Below are 15,432 nucleotides of genomic sequence, written 5' to 3'. Positions count from 1 at the left end.
TTCTGTTTCGGAAATGTTATTTTGAATCTTTTAGTATCATGGAATACATACTTCAAATTTTACAGGTAAAGAGAACCAAAAGGTACAGCCACCCGCTTTATTTGTGTATACTCCGATTTCTCCGTTTAATTTTTGTACGATATTTTGACAAATCGATAGTCCCAGCCCTGTACCAGGAATAAATGTGTCTAGTTTTACAAAACGTTTGAATACTTCACTTTGTTGTTCTTCGGGGATTCCTCGGCCTGTATCCGAAACAAAGAAATACAGGCTGTTTTCTTCTTGTTTATAACCGAAATGGACATATCCTTCGTCCGTGAATTTTATGGCATTGTTTAAGAGATTAGTGATAACTTGCAGCAGACGGTTGGAATCTGTTTCTATTACACATTCTTCCAGTGACGGCAGAAAGGATATATCAATATTGGGATTGGTTGATTTGCGCCTGAAATTTGTTTCCAAAGATAACAACATTCCGTTTACATCTACCGTACTATACGTATACTTCACTGTATTTGTTTCTATTTTTGAAATTTCAAGAATATCATTGATTAATTGTAATAACAACTCATTGTTGCGGTTTATTATGGATATATATTCTTCTTTTTCTTTTATGTCTTCCGTTTCGATGAGTAATCCGCTGAATCCTACGATTGCGTTCAGCGGTGTGCGTATTTCATGGCTCATATTCGCCAGGAAAGCCGATTTCAGCCGGTTCGATTCTTCTGCTTTTTCTTTAGCCGACCGTAACTCTGTTTCCAGTTTTTTTCGTTGTTCTATTATATGAGTTCCTCCTATTAACATTAAAGGTGCACCCTGGTTGTCGTATTCATATATGGTTCCGAACAATTCTCTCCAAACGATATTACCGTCATCTTCCACACATTGATACTCTTCACAGATGAAATCTGTTTCTTTCTGTTTTAATTTTAGGAATGCAGACAATATCTTTTCCTGATGTTCAGGAAGTATTCTGGAAAAATAGTTTTTATCTTTTTCTATTTGGTTTTCCCGTTCATTCTCCGTTTTTTCATTCCAGATAATTTCTTCCCGTTTCAGATCCCATTTCCACAGGCTCAGGCCAATAGCTTTTAATAATAATTTGTGTTGCCGGTTCTGCTGTTCAAGTTGCTGTTCTTTTCTTTCCAGTTCCGTAATATCGACAGCCGAGCTAATGAGCCAACGAAGTTCGTTTTTATAGGACAACAGATGTTTATGCATACTCAAAGTATGGGTTTTGCCATCGGATAATTTGAGATGCAGGATATTATCGGAATATCCGTTATGAATAGCTTCTTTATCCGTTTTCCAAAATATTTCGGATATATGAGGAGACAATACGTTCGCATTATTTCCTATTAGTTTACTTCGGGATACATTGTAAAGTTCTTCCGCCTTTTTGTTCCAGATAATGTATGTATTATCGTTTGTGATATCTTTTACCGTGGTAGGGATTGGCAGGTTGTTCAATATAGCCTGCATCAGGAAATTCTGCTCCTGTATTTCTTCCCATTCATGGTTTATGACAGATGTCGTATGGAATAATAACAAAACCTGTTTCTTATTGAAGTATATGATACTGATTTTATTTTTGATGATATTGCCATTTTTAAATTTTACATCTGCAATGATGCTGGTTTTCTTTTTGGTTTTAAGAACAATATGTAGTGATTGTATTAATTCGGTACAACTTTTTTCGGTAAAATGATCATGAATATTTTGGTTAGGTCCTTCCGTACAATTATTATAGAATATATTCGTGTTGCATTTTTTATTGAGAAATTCAACTATATGGCCGTATTTATCGATCCGGAGTACCGGATCGGAGATTGCATGAATAATATTTTTATATAGGATATATTTTTTATTATAAACTATGTATATTAATGCAGATAATAGGACGGACAAATAAATAATATGTACCATTTTATTATATGATTTAATTATTGATTAATAGAAAAATACTCTCTAAAATGTACACAGGGACGTGCCATATTAGATAAACAAATAAATCTGATATATAATGAAAGATGGATTTATAACACAAGCCTTGTGATGTATATCCAAAAACACCGGTTTATTTTCTACAAATAAACATAATCATTTGTATAGCAAGAATAAAAATTTGGTTCTTGTTGTAAAGAATTGTACCTGAGTAGTAAAGAATTGTATCAAATATTTGATTTACAGTTTTTTGCGCGTGTTTTTGAATTCGGCAGGTGTCATGCCTGTTTTTTGTTTGAAAAGATTATGAAATGTAGGCATACTGTTAATCCCCGATTCTTCTGCAATAGCTTTGAGCGTATATTCGGGATGGTCTATTAATAACTGGATTGCATGGTTTAGACGTAGATTGTTGAGGTATCCGTTCAGATTTGTTCCGGTGTTTTCTTTTATCATTCTGGCAAAGCGTGTATGGTTCAAACGTACTTTCCGTGCTAACTCTTCCCTTGACAGGTCGGAAGACAGGTACAACTTCTCACGCGTTATGATGCGGTCCAATTCTTGAAATATCTGTTTGTTGACGGTTTGTTCTTGTTCTTCTGTATCGTTTATGTTGTCTGAGTTGATTTGAGTATAGGAAGGGGATAACAGGCTCAGACGTTCATGTGCGGTACGTATCGTCTTTTGGTTGATGAGTTGTTCGTCAATATATTGAGACAGAGCTTTATTCTTATATTTTATAGTGCGGGCATATTTTTGGGCTTTCCATAGTAAAAAGATTAATAAAAAAGATATACAAAGAATGGATATAAGAGAGATATTCCGTATTTTCAATTGAGAAGATTGCTCTGCAATGAGAGCCTCTTTTTTATTAGTTTCATAAATCGTATTCAATTCCAGTGCCGCATTTTTCTTTTCCCGTTCATTTATGTTTTCATTGATCTCTATAAGTGTTTTTTGTAATTCGGCTACCTTTTCGTAATTTTTTAATCCCGAATAAGCCATAATTTCTTTTTGCAATACCCCGGTATACTGGTGGTTTATGGTATCTTGTTGTCGTAACACTTTTTTGAAGTCTTCACAGTTGTCAAGAACCTCCTGAAATCTTTTTGTTATAAGTAGGTAAGGAGTGGCATCATATTTTCCGTCGGGAGTTGAAGCCATTTTGGTTTTCCGGTATTGATCGAAATATTTTTCAGCCTGGGAATATTGCTGGGTCATAAAGGCCGCATATGCCATTTTTGAATAAGTGTAAGCATATTGTTGGTCGGTATAACCGACCGGAATATTTGATAAAGAATGGATTTTATCGATTAATTTTTTTCGGTTCGTACCTATGGATAAAGCTTCTTCGTACTCTGAATCATCTATTAAATATCCCATTTTTACCCCATAGAAGTAAGATAACATGGCCATTTCTTCAATATCCTGTGTTTTTTGTAACAATTCGATGGCCTGGTTGATATATTGGTAACCTTCTTTTTTTAAAGACAGTATTCTTTTATTTTCTCCGATACTGAAAAGCAATTTACCTTCGGCTTTTCTGTCTCCTGTTTTTTGAGCCAGTTCTATACCTTGTGAAGCATATCTGAGACTTTCCTCATATTCGCTTAGCAAATAAGATAATTCAGCTAGTGATACAATCATTTTTAGCAAATGCTGAGGGTTATTATTGGATATAGAATCGCTGATATAAGATTTTCTTGCGTATTCGTATGATATTTTGTTCATATATAAAGTACGGTAGGACATACTCCGCAGGTCATTAATTGTTGATAAGGACATCGTTCCCAGAGCTTCGGCTTTGTTTAATAGTGAAAGGGCTCTTTCCGGTTCGGATATATAGATACTCATTATGTAAGGTTCTGTATAAAAAGAGAGACTATCGTCGTCTTTATTTTCTTTGGCCGATAGGGGAGATTGGAATATAGACGATAGGAAACAAATGAAAGAACACACGAGAAAATATTTCATTTTATAATTTTAATATGATGATATTCAAAGATAAATCAAATCCGGCGAATGACAAAATGGATAATCTCGTTGTTAGTGCGCTTTATGATTTTTTTAATAGAATAATATTTAGGAAAGCGGAAAAAGTAAATGAAGCTTATTTATTTCATAAAAACGAAATAAACCGCCAGGATGAGACAAACGAAAGCTGCTAAATGGTTCCAGTGCAATACTTCTCCCTTAAATAATAAAGTGGAAAATAAGGTAAAGATAATGAGAGTGATAACTTCCTGTATGACTTTTAACTGCATAAGACTGAAAGGTCCTCCGTTCCCCTGAAACCCGATTCGGTTGGCTGGTACTTGTGCGCAATATTCAAATAAAGCGATGGCCCAGGAAAGAAGGATTACCCCGAAGAGAGGCCAGTTCCCTATGACCTTTGTTTCTTGCAATTTAAGATGTCCGTACCAGGCAAATGTCATAAAAATATTCGATACTATAAGCAATAATATGGTATAAAGTCCCGACATAGTTTTCTTTTTTGGCTGCAAAAATACAACATTTGTAATGATTCTGGTCGTTTGTGCAGGAATTTATTATATGATGTTTTAAGGTAGCTTTTTTATCCTTATCTTTGATGGTATGATTACGACAGAATCTTATAAGCTTACAGGGAGCGAGTACTTTAAAATAATAATAAAGATGTGGCTGGGTAAGACCTGGTGGGCCATTGCTTTGATATTTCTTTTGCTGTTTGCTCTTTTGCCATACGATATGAACATAGTATATGTCATATTGATGGTTATATTTTTAATAATTCCTTCTGCCGTTTTTTACCTGTGGTTTGTTTATGCCCTGCGGCCTATGACACGCCTGATACTGTTAGATAAGCAAGTAAGAATAGATACGGACGGTTTTACCTGTTTGTTTGAAAACGTCCCTTCCCGTTTTATCCCCTGGGAATCGGTAATACGTTTGCGCACAACTTCGCGCTATATGCTTATTTATACCGGAAAACAGGATTTTTTCTATGTACCTTATTCCGCTTTTCGTTCACCGGAAGATAAAAAATGGTTTTTTTCCCGGGTCTTGCCGCATATAACCCGTTAATTTTGGGCAGTGGCTGTTCGTGTTTTTAAAAAATAATGTTATATTTGAATCTCTTAAAGTAAGAATGTTTATTAGTTTATAATAAGATGATGAGGACTAATATAAAGAAATATTTGTGCGCGGTATGGATTATGGCATTATCGTTTCCTGCTTTCGGACAAACGCTGAACGAAGCAAGAGAATTGTATAAAGCTGGAAAATATAAAGAAGCGGCTCCCGTATTTAAAGCTGAACTGAAAAAAAAGCCTCGTGACGGATCATTGAACCACTGGTACGGCGTTTGTCTTTTTGAAGAAGGAAAATATGAAGAAGCCGAGCCTTTCCTTAAAATAGGGGAACAGAGAAAAATTCAGGAATCTTCCCGTTATCTGGCGGAAGCATACATGAATCTCTATCGTTTCGATGAGGCGGTAAATAAGTTCGAAGCCTATAAAACGGCCCTTACTAAAAATAAAATGCAAATTCCGGAAACGTTAAACGGAAGACTGGAATCTGCCCGGAAAGCCGCTTCCATGATTAACCGGGTGGAGGCCGTACAGATTATAGACAGTCTCGAAGTAGATGCTGATGATTTTTTCCGGCACTATAAACTATCGCCTGAGTCAGGTACATTCTATAATTATAATGATCTGAAGAATACGGCGAAAAAAGTAAGTACGGCTGTATATATGCCCCAGCGCGCCGATAAAATGCTTTACGGGTATCCGACCGATACTGCCGGATATGAATTGTACCAGCAAAATAAACTGGTAGGTGACCAATGGAGCGAACCGGTTGCTTTGCCTTCTAATATAAACGGAAAAGGTGATCAGAATTATCCTTTCCTGATGTCCGATGGCCTGACATTGTATTATGCATCGAATGGTCCCGGATCTATAGGAGGATATGATATATTCGTGACACGTAACAGTCTGGATAAGGAAGCCTATTTATTACCTGAGAATGTAGGAATGCCTTTCAATTCTCCATATAATGATTATCTCATGGCCATTGACGAAATGCATAATGTGGGATGGTTCGTTACGGATCGTAAGCAAATACCGGGTAAACTTACAGTTTATCTTTTTATTCCTAATGAAGAAAAAAACTACTATGAAGGAAAAACCGCTGAAGAACTCCGGTCTTTGGCTCGTATCAATTCTATAAAAGATACCTGGCGTCCCGGCGCTGATTATTCGGCTTTGCTCGAAAGTATCCGGAATATGGATATCGAAAGTGTACAAAAAAAAGCGGATTTTTACTTTCCTCTCTATAATGGTATGATGTACCATTATTTGGATGATTTCAGAAGCAATGAGGCACGTAATTTGTATGTAAAAGCTCAAGAAACGAATAAGACTATCGATTCCCTTAATGAAAAACTTCGGGAATTGCGTCGCAGGTATATGAAATTTTCCGGATCGAAAAAACAGCAGACCGCTACGGAAATATTGACATTGGAAAATTCGCTGATACAACTTAACGGTGAGCTGGCCAGATATGAAAATGAAGCCCGAAAAGCCGAACAGAAATATATTATGAACAACCGTAAAAAGTAAATCATGGCACTTGATATCGTTATTGTAGCGGTACTTATCGCGTTGGCTGTGTTTCTTGTAGTGCTGGAATTGTTTTTTCTGCCCGGCATTACGATAGCAGGGATAAGTTCCATTTTGTTTTTCGGAGGAGGTATCTATTATGCTTTTGTGCAATTTGGCAGTAACGGAGGCTTCCTCACCCTCATTCTCTCGGCGATAATCACGCTCGTAGCCATTATATGGCTTATGCGTTCCCGGAGTCTCGACCGTATGGCTCTTCATACCGATATAGACTCTGTGGCTCCTACTCTTGTCAGCGACCAGATAAAAGAAGGAGATGAAGGTATTACCCTTTCCCGTGTAAATCCCATGGGGACGGTACTGATTAATGGTGTCACGGCAGAAGCACGTTCGAGGGACGAATTCATTGACGAGCAGACGCCCGTGGTCGTGGTACATGTGGATAAAACAACAGTGACTATTCGTAAAAAATAAAGGTAATTTTTTGTCGGATATTATGGATTAAAGGTGTGGTACAAATTATTTTTTTAGAAAAGAAAAATTAGATCATTAATAATAGTAATAAAAGAGTAGTATGGAAATCAGTATTTTTCTGTTAGCCGGTGTCATTATATTGATTACGGTGTTCTTTTACTTCGTTCCGTTCCTGCTGTGGATATCGGCGCGGGTATCGGGAGTGAGAATATCGCTCCTTCAATTGTTCCTTATGCGTATACGTAAAGTGCCGCCCCAAATTATCGTGAGAGCGATGATAGAAGCCCATAAAGCAGGCCTTAAGGCGGTTACCCGAGATGATCTGGAAGCTCATTATCTGGCAGGGGGACATGTAGAAAAGGTAGTGCATGCGCTCGTTTCCGCTTCAAAAGCCAATATCGATCTGGACCTGAAAATGGCAACCGCTATCGACCTGGCCGGGCGTGATGTTTTCCAGGCGGTGCAGATGTCCGTTAATCCTAAAGTTATCGATACTCCTCCTGTAACGGCTGTTGCAAAAGACGGGATTCAGCTTATCGCCAAAGCTCGTGTAACGGTTCGTGCCAGTATCCGCCAGTTGGTCGGAGGAGCAGGCGAAGACACTATCCTGGCTCGTGTGGGAGAAGGTATCGTTTCTTCTATAGGTTCTTCTGAGTCGCATAAACACGTATTGGAAAATCCCGATTCTATCTCTAAACTGGTATTGAAAAAAGGCCTCGATTCAGGTACGGCTTTTGAAATACTTTCTATCGACATCGCCGATATAGATATAGGAAAGAATATCGGTGCTACATTACAGATAGATCAGGCACAGGCCGATAAAAATATCGCCCAGGCTAAAGCTGAGGAAAGACGTGCGATGGCAATTGCCCTCGAGCAGGAAATGAAGGCCAAAGCGCAAGAAGCGCGTGCGAAAGTGATCGAGGCCGAAGCCCAGGTTCCCCAGGCTATGGCCGAAGCCTTCCGTTCGGGTAATCTCGGCATTATGGATTATTATAAAATGAGGAATATTGAAGCCGACACTTCCATGAGAGACGCTATTGCCAAACCGATGAAGAAAGATGATAAATAAAATGTAATATCGGAAAATATGAGGCCTCGTTATCTTAAACGATAACGAGGCTTTACTTTTGTAAAATTAAGAATGTCGGTGCCGCTGAATATGCTTATTTCTAAATAATTAACCGGAAATAAGATTCGCAAAAACTATATATGGTTTTATTCAGGACATGGAAAAATTATCTTTTTACTTTGTGTGACACTATAAAGTTCCCAAGGTTTTGCGTCTGTTTATTTCATCGGAAATTTCGCCGGGTACACATATCTTGTCGATCGGGTCGAATATCGCCGGTAATGATTTCGCCCACACCAGTGCACAGGGAATTCCTATGATCGAAAGAAAATCACTGACGATGGAAAATAAGAAAAGTATGGACAAGATAAGGCCTATCGGAAAATAAACGATACGCAACAGACATGAGTAGGTAACGACCAGAATATTACGGTTTTCTCCTTTCAAGCGTGCCAGATCGCCCCGGCTTACCAGAGCGTTACCGAACGGGCATAGCAGGAACCGGCCCATTTGTAGCAATCCTAACCCCAAAGGCATTCCGATAATGGTCAGGCATAAGATCAGTCCGCATAAAGCGTAAATGCCGGCGTAGATAAAGCCCAGAAACGGAATATGCCAGATAATATTCAATAATGTATTCATATATACACAATTTTATAGTCTGTTTGTTCCTAAATATAAAACATTGTGGTGAATAAATCAAATCTTCATCAGTCAGGCCCGTGAAGAACTATATCCACTTACGGGAGTATAAAACAACAAAAGCCCACGTACGAAGGCTTTTGTTGTAAAAAAATAAATATGTCAGATTATTTTTTCTATGCTCTCGAGGTTTTTGGCAACGTCTTCGTCGGTAACCTCATAGTTGGTCAGGTCGCCTGCCAGATATTGGTCATAAGCGGCCATATCGATAAGGCCGTGTCCCGAAAGATTGAACAAGATACATTTGCGTGTACCTTCTTCCTTTGCTATCAATGCTTCCTTAATCGCAGCGGCGATGGCGTGCGACGATTCCGGAGCAGGGATAATTCCTTCACATTGGGCGAATAAAGTCCCGGCTTTGAACGTGTCGAGTTGCTGTATATCCATAGCTTCCATCAGTCCGTCTTTCTTCAACTGGCTTACGATAGTCCCGGCCCCGTGGTAGCGCAGTCCGCCCGCGTGTATATTTGCCGGGGCAAAATTATGTCCTAACGTGTACATGGGCAGTAACGGCGTATAACCGGCCTCGTCGCCGAAGTCGTACTGGAATATTCCCCGGGTCAGTTTAGGACAGGAAGCAGGTTCTGCTGCGATCAGGCGTATATCTTTACCTTCGTTCAGCTTATGCCGCAGGAAAGGGAATGTAATTCCGGAAAAGTTAGATCCTCCGCCGAAACAGCCTATAACGATGTCGGGATATTCCCCCGCCATTTCCATTTGTTTTTCAGCTTCCAGCCCTATTACGGTTTGGTGGAGCGATACGTGGTTCAGTACGCTTCCCAGGGTATATTTACAATTGGGTGTACTCATTGCCAGCTCTATCGCCTCGGAGATAGCCGTCCCCAGGCTCCCCTGATAATTGGGATGGTCGGTCAGGATTTTGCGGCCCGCTTTCGTAGACATACTGGGAGACGCTATAACCTGTGCGCCGAATGTTTGCATAATAGAACGGCGGTACGGTTTCTGGTGATAACTCACTTTTACCATATATACGGCCAGTTCCAGACCGAAATGTTTTGCTGCCATCGACAAGGCTGCTCCCCACTGTCCTGCTCCGGTTTCGGTCGTGATATTGGTAACCCCTTCCTTTTTGCAATAGTAGGCCTGTGCTATCGCCGAGTTCAGTTTGTGGGAACCTACGGGGCTTACGCTCTCGTTCTTGAAATAAATATGTGCAGGAGTATCCAGCGCCTTTTCCAGTCCTAAAGCACGCACCAAAGGAGTGGGACGCCATATTTTGTACATTTCCCTTACTTCATCGGGTATCTCAATCCAGGCGTCCGTCATATTGAGTTCCTGACGTGCCAGCTCTTCGGCAAAAATAGGATACAGGTCTTCTGGTTTAAGCGCTTTTTTCGTGCCCGGATGCAATGGGTTCATGGGCTTGTTTTTCATGTCCGCCATTACATTGTACCAGGCTTGTGGAATATCTTTTTCCTGAAGGATAAATTTCTTTGTGTTCATGATCGGTATATATCAGATGTTTTGTAAAAATGTAATCGTTCTGTAAATTTGGATATTTATGTGATAGCAAAGTAAACAAAATTATTTCGGAAATTCAAAAAAAGCAATAAAATGCTTTTGGTATATATAACCTGATTATATATGTTTTCTGTCATATACTTAAAAAGACAAAGAGAGGGACCGCTCACGCGGCATGCCTCTCTTTTAGAATTCATCACATTATGCTTATTTTAAAGTGCTAGATAGAGTTACGCTCACGCGCGACTATTAGAAAAGTGCGAATTATAAGTATCTTGACTCGACTACTTTCCAGTCTACGATATCCCACAGTTTGTGGAGATGGTCGGCCCGCCGGTTTTGGTAGTCGAGGTAATATGCATGTTCCCACACATCAAAAGTCAGGATAGGAGTAAGTCCCTTTGTCATAGGATTACCGGCATTACTTTCTTTACTGATAACCAGTTTTCCGTCTTTATCTTTCGAAAGCCATACCCATCCCGAACCGAAGAGACCTGTTCCGGTTTCTTCAAATTCTTTTTTGAAGTGGTCTATACTTTCCCATTGCTTCTCGATGGCTTCGCGTAGTTTCCCTTCAGGTTCGCCTCCGCCATGAGGAGAGAAAGTAAAGAAATAGAAAATATGGTTCCACGCTTGTGACGCGTTATTGAATAATGCCCCTTCCGATTTTTTAATAATCGTTTCTATATTTTCATCCTCGTACGGAGTACCTGCGATCAATTTGTTCAGATTATTGATGTAGGTCTGTTCGTGACGGCCGAAGTGATATTCGATCGTCTCTTGGCTGATGACAGGAGCAAGTGCGTCGGCAGCGTAAGGAAGTTTGGGCAATTCGTATGTCATAATTTCTACACTTTTATTTTGTTTATATTATTAAAACAAAGATGTGCTTGAAAAGTTCAGCAAAATATGAAATTTTTTTTATTTAAGCACCAATTTTTGCTTTTAAATAAAACACATTAGCATTTTTTTTGTTCATTATTTATTCATTATTTTTTCTCGGTTCCGACGATAGGTTTAATAATCAAATAATTATCCTTATTTTTGCGTTCTTAAAATAAATTGAATGGAAAAAATAAAACCGTCATTCTGGGCATTAAGTCCTTTGCTCGTATTTTTAGTATTATATCTGGTCACTTCGTTGCTGATAAACGATTTTTATAAAGTACCCATATCGGTTGCCTTTATTATTTCATCAGTATATGCGGTATGTATTACCCGCCGGAAAAAGTTTAGCGAACGCGTCGCCCTGTTTTCCGAAGGAGCTTCCAATCCCAATGTCATGCTTATGATATGGATATTCATTCTCGCCGGAGCTTTTGCCAAATCGGCCGAAGCTATGGGTGCCATCGAAGCCACTGTAAACGCTACCTTGCATTTCCTGCCCGGTGAATTGCTTCTGGCGGGAATGTTCGTAGCCGCCTGTTTTATCTCCATGTCGGTAGGAACCTCCGTCGGTACGGTGGTCGCTCTTGTTCCGGTAGCCGTAGGACTGGCTGCCCGTACAGGTACCGAGATACCCTATATGGTCGCCATTGTGGTCGGAGGAGCTTTTTTTGGCGATAATCTATCTTTTATATCCGATACGACGATAGCTTCCACCCGTACGCAGGGGTGTGAACTGAGGGATAAATTTATAGTCAACAGCCGTATTGTTTTTCCTGTCGCCGTCGTTATGCTCGTATATTATATGCTGGCAGGTGTGCAGGTCGATACGGTGGATGCTCCGCCTGTGGACTGGATACGGATATTGCCCTATATATTGGTACTGGCGACGGCTATCGCCGGAATGAACGTGATGAAGGTGCTGACACTGGGCATCCTCTCGGCGGGAATCATAGGAATAGCCGACGGCGTAATAGATGTGTTCGGATGGTTCGGAGCAATGGGTGAAGGCGTTTCGGCTATGGGAGGGCTTATCATTATTACCCTGTTGGCAGGAGGAATGCTCGAGCTCATCCGGTATAATGGAGGAATAGATTATATCATTAACCTGCTTACCCGTCATGTCAGCGGGAAACGGGGAGCCGAATTCAGCATCGCCGCTTTGGTGGGGATTGCCAATATATGTACGGCGAACAATACCATCGCTATCATAACCGTAGGACCGATCGCCAGGAATATATCCGGGAAATTCGGGCTGGATTCCCGCAAGGTCGCCAGCCTCCTCGATACCTTCTCCTGTGTGGTACAGGGTATTATTCCTTACGGCGCCCAGCTCCTCATGGCTTCAGGTCTGGCAATAGTCTCTCCGCTCAGCATTATCCGGTATCTTTACTATCCTCTCGTACTTGCTTTGTTCGCTATATTGGCTATACTGTTCCGCTATCCTAGAAAATACTCATGATATTCCTGTTTTTAATGCGGAAGATGTTCGTCCTCATTTTCCGGTTTGTTTTTCGTTTTCAGCGATAACAGCCATTCGCGGTACATTTTTTCCGGCATTTTACGATATCCCAGTTTATGGATATGTGCATATAATTTGTCGATTTCCTTACGCAGGGACTCCGGCTTCTCTGCATTATGTTCATAGCGGAACCGTAACCCTTCCGCTTTTATCAGCAGGGCGTTGATATAATGAGGGAAATATTCCAGTGCTTTGTCACAACACCACAGGACGAAGTCGTCATATCCCGTTTCGGGAAATTTGTGGAGGTAGCTGTCTGCCAGATCGGTGAGGCACAGAGCAATGGATTCCTGTAAGGACAATGTATCCAAGTACATTTCGTTCTTGACCGCGTCGGTATGGATATATCCGCTCGCCATCAGCCATGCATCTGTTGGAAATACACCCGAAGTCAATTCTGTATTATACCAGCCGTTGGTTTTATTGTGCAGTTTGATATACAGGTGGTTGGGAGCCAATGCCAACCATGCCTTTACTCCCATTTCCCCGGCTATCAGTTTGTATAATATGGGCAGGGAGCGGCAGTTTCCCCGGTGGGTAACGAGCAGAGACGTTACCGATGTACGTCCCCAGTCTTTATTCTCCATAATATTTTCTTCTCCGTAAATGAAAGGAGGGTGGCTGACAAAGGTGGTATCGTCGATATATATCAGGGTAGTATCTGTCATAAAAGAGAATAAAGAAGCATGATTCCTGAAAGAGCGGATGTCGTCGAAATCATAGCGGATATCCATCATTTTTCCCTTCTCGGTACATAGCAGCGCGTAATTCCTGATGACGGAATAAAATTCGGTTTCGTCCAGCTTCCCGTCGTACCATGCATTTTCTACCTCATAAACTGCTTTTTTAAAACTGGTATCCTTCGTACCGTCAAGCATCGAGTCGATAATGTTGTAACATCGGATATAGTTCTCCCGGCCGGCTGAATATCCACAGAAATATCCTGCGAATAAAATGAAGAACAATATATTTATTTTTCTCATAAGCTTTGTTTGCAAGTTCCTTCCGTAAGTTCAATTTTATTTTTAACTACATATCGGTTATTTAAAATATCTACTTATTCGTCTTCGAGATAAGTCAGGGCTAATACCGTCCGTATCCTTTTTCTCCAGACCCAGATCATTAAACCTAAATCTTCAAAATCGTATACGTCGTAATTGCGTCCCCTGATTTTCGGTCCTACGGAATATAAATTATCATGTTTATCGGCTTTTAGCCCGAATGTTTCCAGAAATTCCGCATACGGCATCCCGATCAGTTCCGTTCCGTTCCAGATACAGGAGTCATCACATCTGATCGTTTCTATTTTTTTACCGGTCTCTTCGTCAGTCCAGATAATAACCGGAATTTCCCAGAAGTCATAAGAATCTGCGTCATATTCCAGATTCTTGTCTTTGGGCGTATAGTCATATTTTAGCCAGAAGTAATTGGAAATATCGTCACCTAGTTTAAACACAGAAACCGATTTATTCGGGACCAATATGGGTTTCAGGAGGCTTTTATCGTCTGTTGCCTCTTCCGTGTTCTTCCCCTTTGTTTTTTCTTTGTCCATCTCTACGTAAATTTTGAATTCTAGTTTTGATTTCTTTTTTCTCTTTTTTTGTTTTTGCGTTCTTTAACTGCTCCGACAGTTCCCCTATTCTTTTTTCACTCTTTGCCTGCTCCCTGCCCCCGTCCCCGTGCTTTTCGTTTTTACTGCTGTCCGAAGCCTGATCCTGTGACTGCGATGCTTCCGTCTGTTCTGGAATAAAGGTTACAAAAGGCGATAAATTTAAAGCCGCAGAAAACAAAAGCGCATCTTTAGACTGTTTTATTAGTTCTTTTACCTGAACAGATAAAAGCTTAATGTCCGGCAACGAACCCTCTTTGGGCGGCGAAGGCAGAACGACCGGAACGGGAATAGGCCCGGGTGCCGGCAAGACCACCTGTTTCCCGTCCTTATCCACATATTTCAAGGGATTGTTTGCGCAATAGGCATACGGGCTGATGGAGTAGTAGCGTTCCGCCTCGGGGTCGATGGATATATAGCGGCAGATGGCACGGGGAGGCGGAGCACAGGTATCGGTGCCGGCCCTTCCGGCCACTGTTTGCGTTTCCGTATCGAACAATACGGAGCCGATCACGACATATCTCTCCGTATCATGGAACTCTTCATATTTCCCGTTACTCATCGTAGCCACTTTTACCGGATATCCGTACCGGGCGAACGGGTTCTTTCCTTCGCCGGTACCGATGCAGGCCAGTATTATCCATAACAAAAAGATTCTTCTCATAATTCTGTTTTTTAATTTATTTTCTTTTTGTTTTTTTCGGTTTAGGCTTTTGAAACATCTTCTCAAGTTCCAGTCTTAGTTCGGAAGAGGTATCAAAGCGTTCGTTATTAATATCGGTGTATCTGTAATCAAGGCATATTTGTATAGTATCCTTACAACTGTATAAAAATAATTTTCCTCTGGTATCTAATATTCTATCGAAGTATTTATTTTCTGTATCTGCTTTATTTAGCCTGTTTAATATTCCTATCCATTTGATTATGGCTAAAGAATCAGTTAAATCATTATGTTGAACAATACTTCTGTGCCTGTTTTCAAAATTTTCGCAAGGAACATCGCATATTTCCATAATTGAGAAATTTTCGTAATAAATATCAACCTTCTCAAAATTATTATTTAATATTTGAGCCTGCAAAAGATTCATATAAAAGAAAGCCGTAATGAGTAATGTTATAAATCTTTTTTTCATAACGGATA

Annotated in this window: 15 protein-coding genes; 5 read left to right on the top strand and 10 right to left on the bottom strand. The window is 40.2% G+C overall.

Annotation, left to right across the window (positions count from 1 at the left end; genetic code table 11):
• Positions 1 to 36: 36 nt before the first annotated feature.
• The 3 genes from OCV73_RS09400 to OCV73_RS09390 all read right to left on the bottom strand — a co-directional run bounded on the left by OCV73_RS09400 (position 37) and on the right by OCV73_RS09390 (position 4,427).
• Entirely contained in the window at positions 37 to 1,926 is a 1,890-nt protein-coding gene (locus tag OCV73_RS09400) for a sensor histidine kinase (protein WP_147551607.1), read from the bottom strand.
• A 258-nt stretch (positions 1,927 to 2,184) separates the two neighbouring features.
• A complete protein-coding gene (locus tag OCV73_RS09395) occupies positions 2,185 to 3,918 on the bottom strand; it encodes a helix-turn-helix domain-containing protein (RefSeq protein WP_147551605.1) in 1,734 nt (577 codons plus the stop codon).
• A 140-nt stretch (positions 3,919 to 4,058) separates the two neighbouring features.
• Positions 4,059 to 4,427 carry a DMT family protein gene (locus OCV73_RS09390; RefSeq protein WP_147551603.1) on the bottom strand — a complete coding sequence of 123 codons (369 nt, stop codon included), beginning with the start codon at positions 4,425 to 4,427 and terminating at the stop codon, positions 4,059 to 4,061.
• Positions 4,428 to 4,539: 112 nt separating this feature from the next.
• Here OCV73_RS09390 and OCV73_RS09385 point away from each other — a divergent pair, with 112 nt between their 5' ends.
• The 4 genes from OCV73_RS09385 (at position 4,540) to floA (ending at position 8,091) form a co-directional block, all read left to right on the top strand.
• Entirely contained in the window at positions 4,540 to 5,007 is a 468-nt protein-coding gene (locus tag OCV73_RS09385; protein WP_147551601.1) for a YcxB family protein, read from the top strand.
• A gap of 86 nt (positions 5,008 to 5,093) precedes the next feature.
• On the top strand, positions 5,094 to 6,545 hold the full coding sequence (locus OCV73_RS09380) for a tetratricopeptide repeat protein (RefSeq protein ID WP_147551599.1): 1,452 nt from the start codon (positions 5,094 to 5,096) through the stop codon (positions 6,543 to 6,545).
• Positions 6,546 to 6,548: 3 nt separating this feature from the next.
• On the top strand, positions 6,549 to 7,019 hold the full coding sequence (locus tag OCV73_RS09375; protein WP_147551597.1) for an NfeD family protein: 471 nt from the start codon (positions 6,549 to 6,551) through the stop codon (positions 7,017 to 7,019).
• A 100-nt stretch (positions 7,020 to 7,119) separates the two neighbouring features.
• Entirely contained in the window at positions 7,120 to 8,091 is a 972-nt protein-coding gene (floA, locus tag OCV73_RS09370) for a flotillin-like protein FloA (RefSeq protein ID WP_147551595.1), read from the top strand.
• Positions 8,092 to 8,280: 189 nt separating this feature from the next.
• Here floA and OCV73_RS09365 read toward each other — a convergent pair whose 3' ends face one another.
• The 3 genes from OCV73_RS09365 to OCV73_RS09355 all read right to left on the bottom strand — a co-directional run bounded on the left by OCV73_RS09365 (position 8,281) and on the right by OCV73_RS09355 (position 11,118).
• The gene (locus OCV73_RS09365; RefSeq protein WP_147551594.1) at positions 8,281 to 8,733 is read right to left on the bottom strand and encodes a YccF domain-containing protein; all 453 of its coding nucleotides are present in this window, start codon (positions 8,731 to 8,733) and stop codon (positions 8,281 to 8,283) included.
• 162 nt (positions 8,734 to 8,895) lie between these two features.
• Positions 8,896 to 10,257, bottom strand: coding sequence for a TrpB-like pyridoxal phosphate-dependent enzyme (locus OCV73_RS09360; protein WP_147551592.1), 1,362 nt, complete (start codon positions 10,255 to 10,257; stop codon positions 8,896 to 8,898).
• Positions 10,258 to 10,539: 282 nt separating this feature from the next.
• Positions 10,540 to 11,118, bottom strand: a complete 579-nt coding sequence (locus OCV73_RS09355) for a superoxide dismutase (protein WP_147551590.1) — start codon at positions 11,116 to 11,118, stop codon at positions 10,540 to 10,542.
• 223 nt (positions 11,119 to 11,341) lie between these two features.
• Between OCV73_RS09355 and OCV73_RS09350 the strand changes: the two genes are divergently transcribed.
• On the top strand, positions 11,342 to 12,622 hold the full coding sequence (locus OCV73_RS09350; RefSeq protein ID WP_147551588.1) for a Na+/H+ antiporter NhaC family protein: 1,281 nt from the start codon (positions 11,342 to 11,344) through the stop codon (positions 12,620 to 12,622).
• An 11-nt stretch (positions 12,623 to 12,633) separates the two neighbouring features.
• Here the strand turns inward: OCV73_RS09350 and OCV73_RS09345 are convergent, their stop codons facing one another.
• From OCV73_RS09345 to OCV73_RS09330, 4 genes are all read right to left on the bottom strand, one after another.
• Positions 12,634 to 13,665 (bottom strand): delta-60 repeat domain-containing protein, encoded by a 1,032-nt coding sequence (locus OCV73_RS09345; RefSeq protein ID WP_147551586.1) that lies wholly within the window; start codon positions 13,663 to 13,665, stop codon positions 12,634 to 12,636.
• Positions 13,666 to 13,739: 74 nt separating this feature from the next.
• Positions 13,740 to 14,234, bottom strand: coding sequence for a hypothetical protein (locus tag OCV73_RS09340; protein WP_147551584.1), 495 nt, complete (start codon positions 14,232 to 14,234; stop codon positions 13,740 to 13,742).
• The gene (locus OCV73_RS09335) at positions 14,182 to 14,955 is read right to left on the bottom strand and encodes an RHS repeat-associated core domain-containing protein (RefSeq protein WP_147551582.1); all 774 of its coding nucleotides are present in this window, start codon (positions 14,953 to 14,955) and stop codon (positions 14,182 to 14,184) included. Before OCV73_RS09335 ends, OCV73_RS09340 begins: the two co-directional genes overlap by 53 nt.
• A gap of 16 nt (positions 14,956 to 14,971) precedes the next feature.
• Positions 14,972 to 15,424, bottom strand: coding sequence for a hypothetical protein (locus tag OCV73_RS09330; protein WP_147551580.1), 453 nt, complete (start codon positions 15,422 to 15,424; stop codon positions 14,972 to 14,974).
• Positions 15,425 to 15,432: the final 8 nt, after the last annotated feature.

Origin of the sequence: Barnesiella propionica (genome assembly GCF_025567045.1) — a bacterium.
Classification (GTDB): domain Bacteria; phylum Bacteroidota; class Bacteroidia; order Bacteroidales; family Barnesiellaceae; genus Barnesiella_B; species Barnesiella_B propionica.
This window is presented reverse-complemented; position numbering and strand designations above follow the sequence as displayed.

What these genes read in the sequence shown, in the direction of transcription:
- OCV73_RS09400 (WP_147551607.1), bottom strand. Translation starts at nt 1,926, where the DNA reads ATGGTACATATTATTTATTTGTCCGTCCTATTATCTGCATTAATATAC.
- OCV73_RS09395 (WP_147551605.1), bottom strand. Translation starts at nt 3,918, where the DNA reads ATGAAATATTTTCTCGTGTGTTCTTTCATTTGTTTCCTATCGTCTATA.
- OCV73_RS09390 (WP_147551603.1), bottom strand. Translation starts at nt 4,427, where the DNA reads ATGTCGGGACTTTATACCATATTATTGCTTATAGTATCGAATATTTTT.
- OCV73_RS09385 (WP_147551601.1), top strand. Translation starts at nt 4,540, where the DNA reads ATGATTACGACAGAATCTTATAAGCTTACAGGGAGCGAGTACTTTAAA.
- OCV73_RS09380 (WP_147551599.1), top strand. Translation starts at nt 5,094, where the DNA reads ATGATGAGGACTAATATAAAGAAATATTTGTGCGCGGTATGGATTATG.
- OCV73_RS09375 (WP_147551597.1), top strand. Translation starts at nt 6,549, where the DNA reads ATGGCACTTGATATCGTTATTGTAGCGGTACTTATCGCGTTGGCTGTG.
- floA (WP_147551595.1), top strand. Translation starts at nt 7,120, where the DNA reads ATGGAAATCAGTATTTTTCTGTTAGCCGGTGTCATTATATTGATTACG.
- OCV73_RS09365 (WP_147551594.1), bottom strand. Translation starts at nt 8,733, where the DNA reads ATGAATACATTATTGAATATTATCTGGCATATTCCGTTTCTGGGCTTT.
- OCV73_RS09360 (WP_147551592.1), bottom strand. Translation starts at nt 10,257, where the DNA reads ATGAACACAAAGAAATTTATCCTTCAGGAAAAAGATATTCCACAAGCC.
- OCV73_RS09355 (WP_147551590.1), bottom strand. Translation starts at nt 11,118, where the DNA reads ATGACATACGAATTGCCCAAACTTCCTTACGCTGCCGACGCACTTGCT.
- OCV73_RS09350 (WP_147551588.1), top strand. Translation starts at nt 11,342, where the DNA reads ATGGAAAAAATAAAACCGTCATTCTGGGCATTAAGTCCTTTGCTCGTA.
- OCV73_RS09345 (WP_147551586.1), bottom strand. Translation starts at nt 13,665, where the DNA reads ATGAGAAAAATAAATATATTGTTCTTCATTTTATTCGCAGGATATTTC.
- OCV73_RS09340 (WP_147551584.1), bottom strand. Translation starts at nt 14,234, where the DNA reads ATGGACAAAGAAAAAACAAAGGGGAAGAACACGGAAGAGGCAACAGAC.
- OCV73_RS09335 (WP_147551582.1), bottom strand. Translation starts at nt 14,955, where the DNA reads ATGAGAAGAATCTTTTTGTTATGGATAATACTGGCCTGCATCGGTACC.
- OCV73_RS09330 (WP_147551580.1), bottom strand. Translation starts at nt 15,424, where the DNA reads ATGAAAAAAAGATTTATAACATTACTCATTACGGCTTTCTTTTATATG.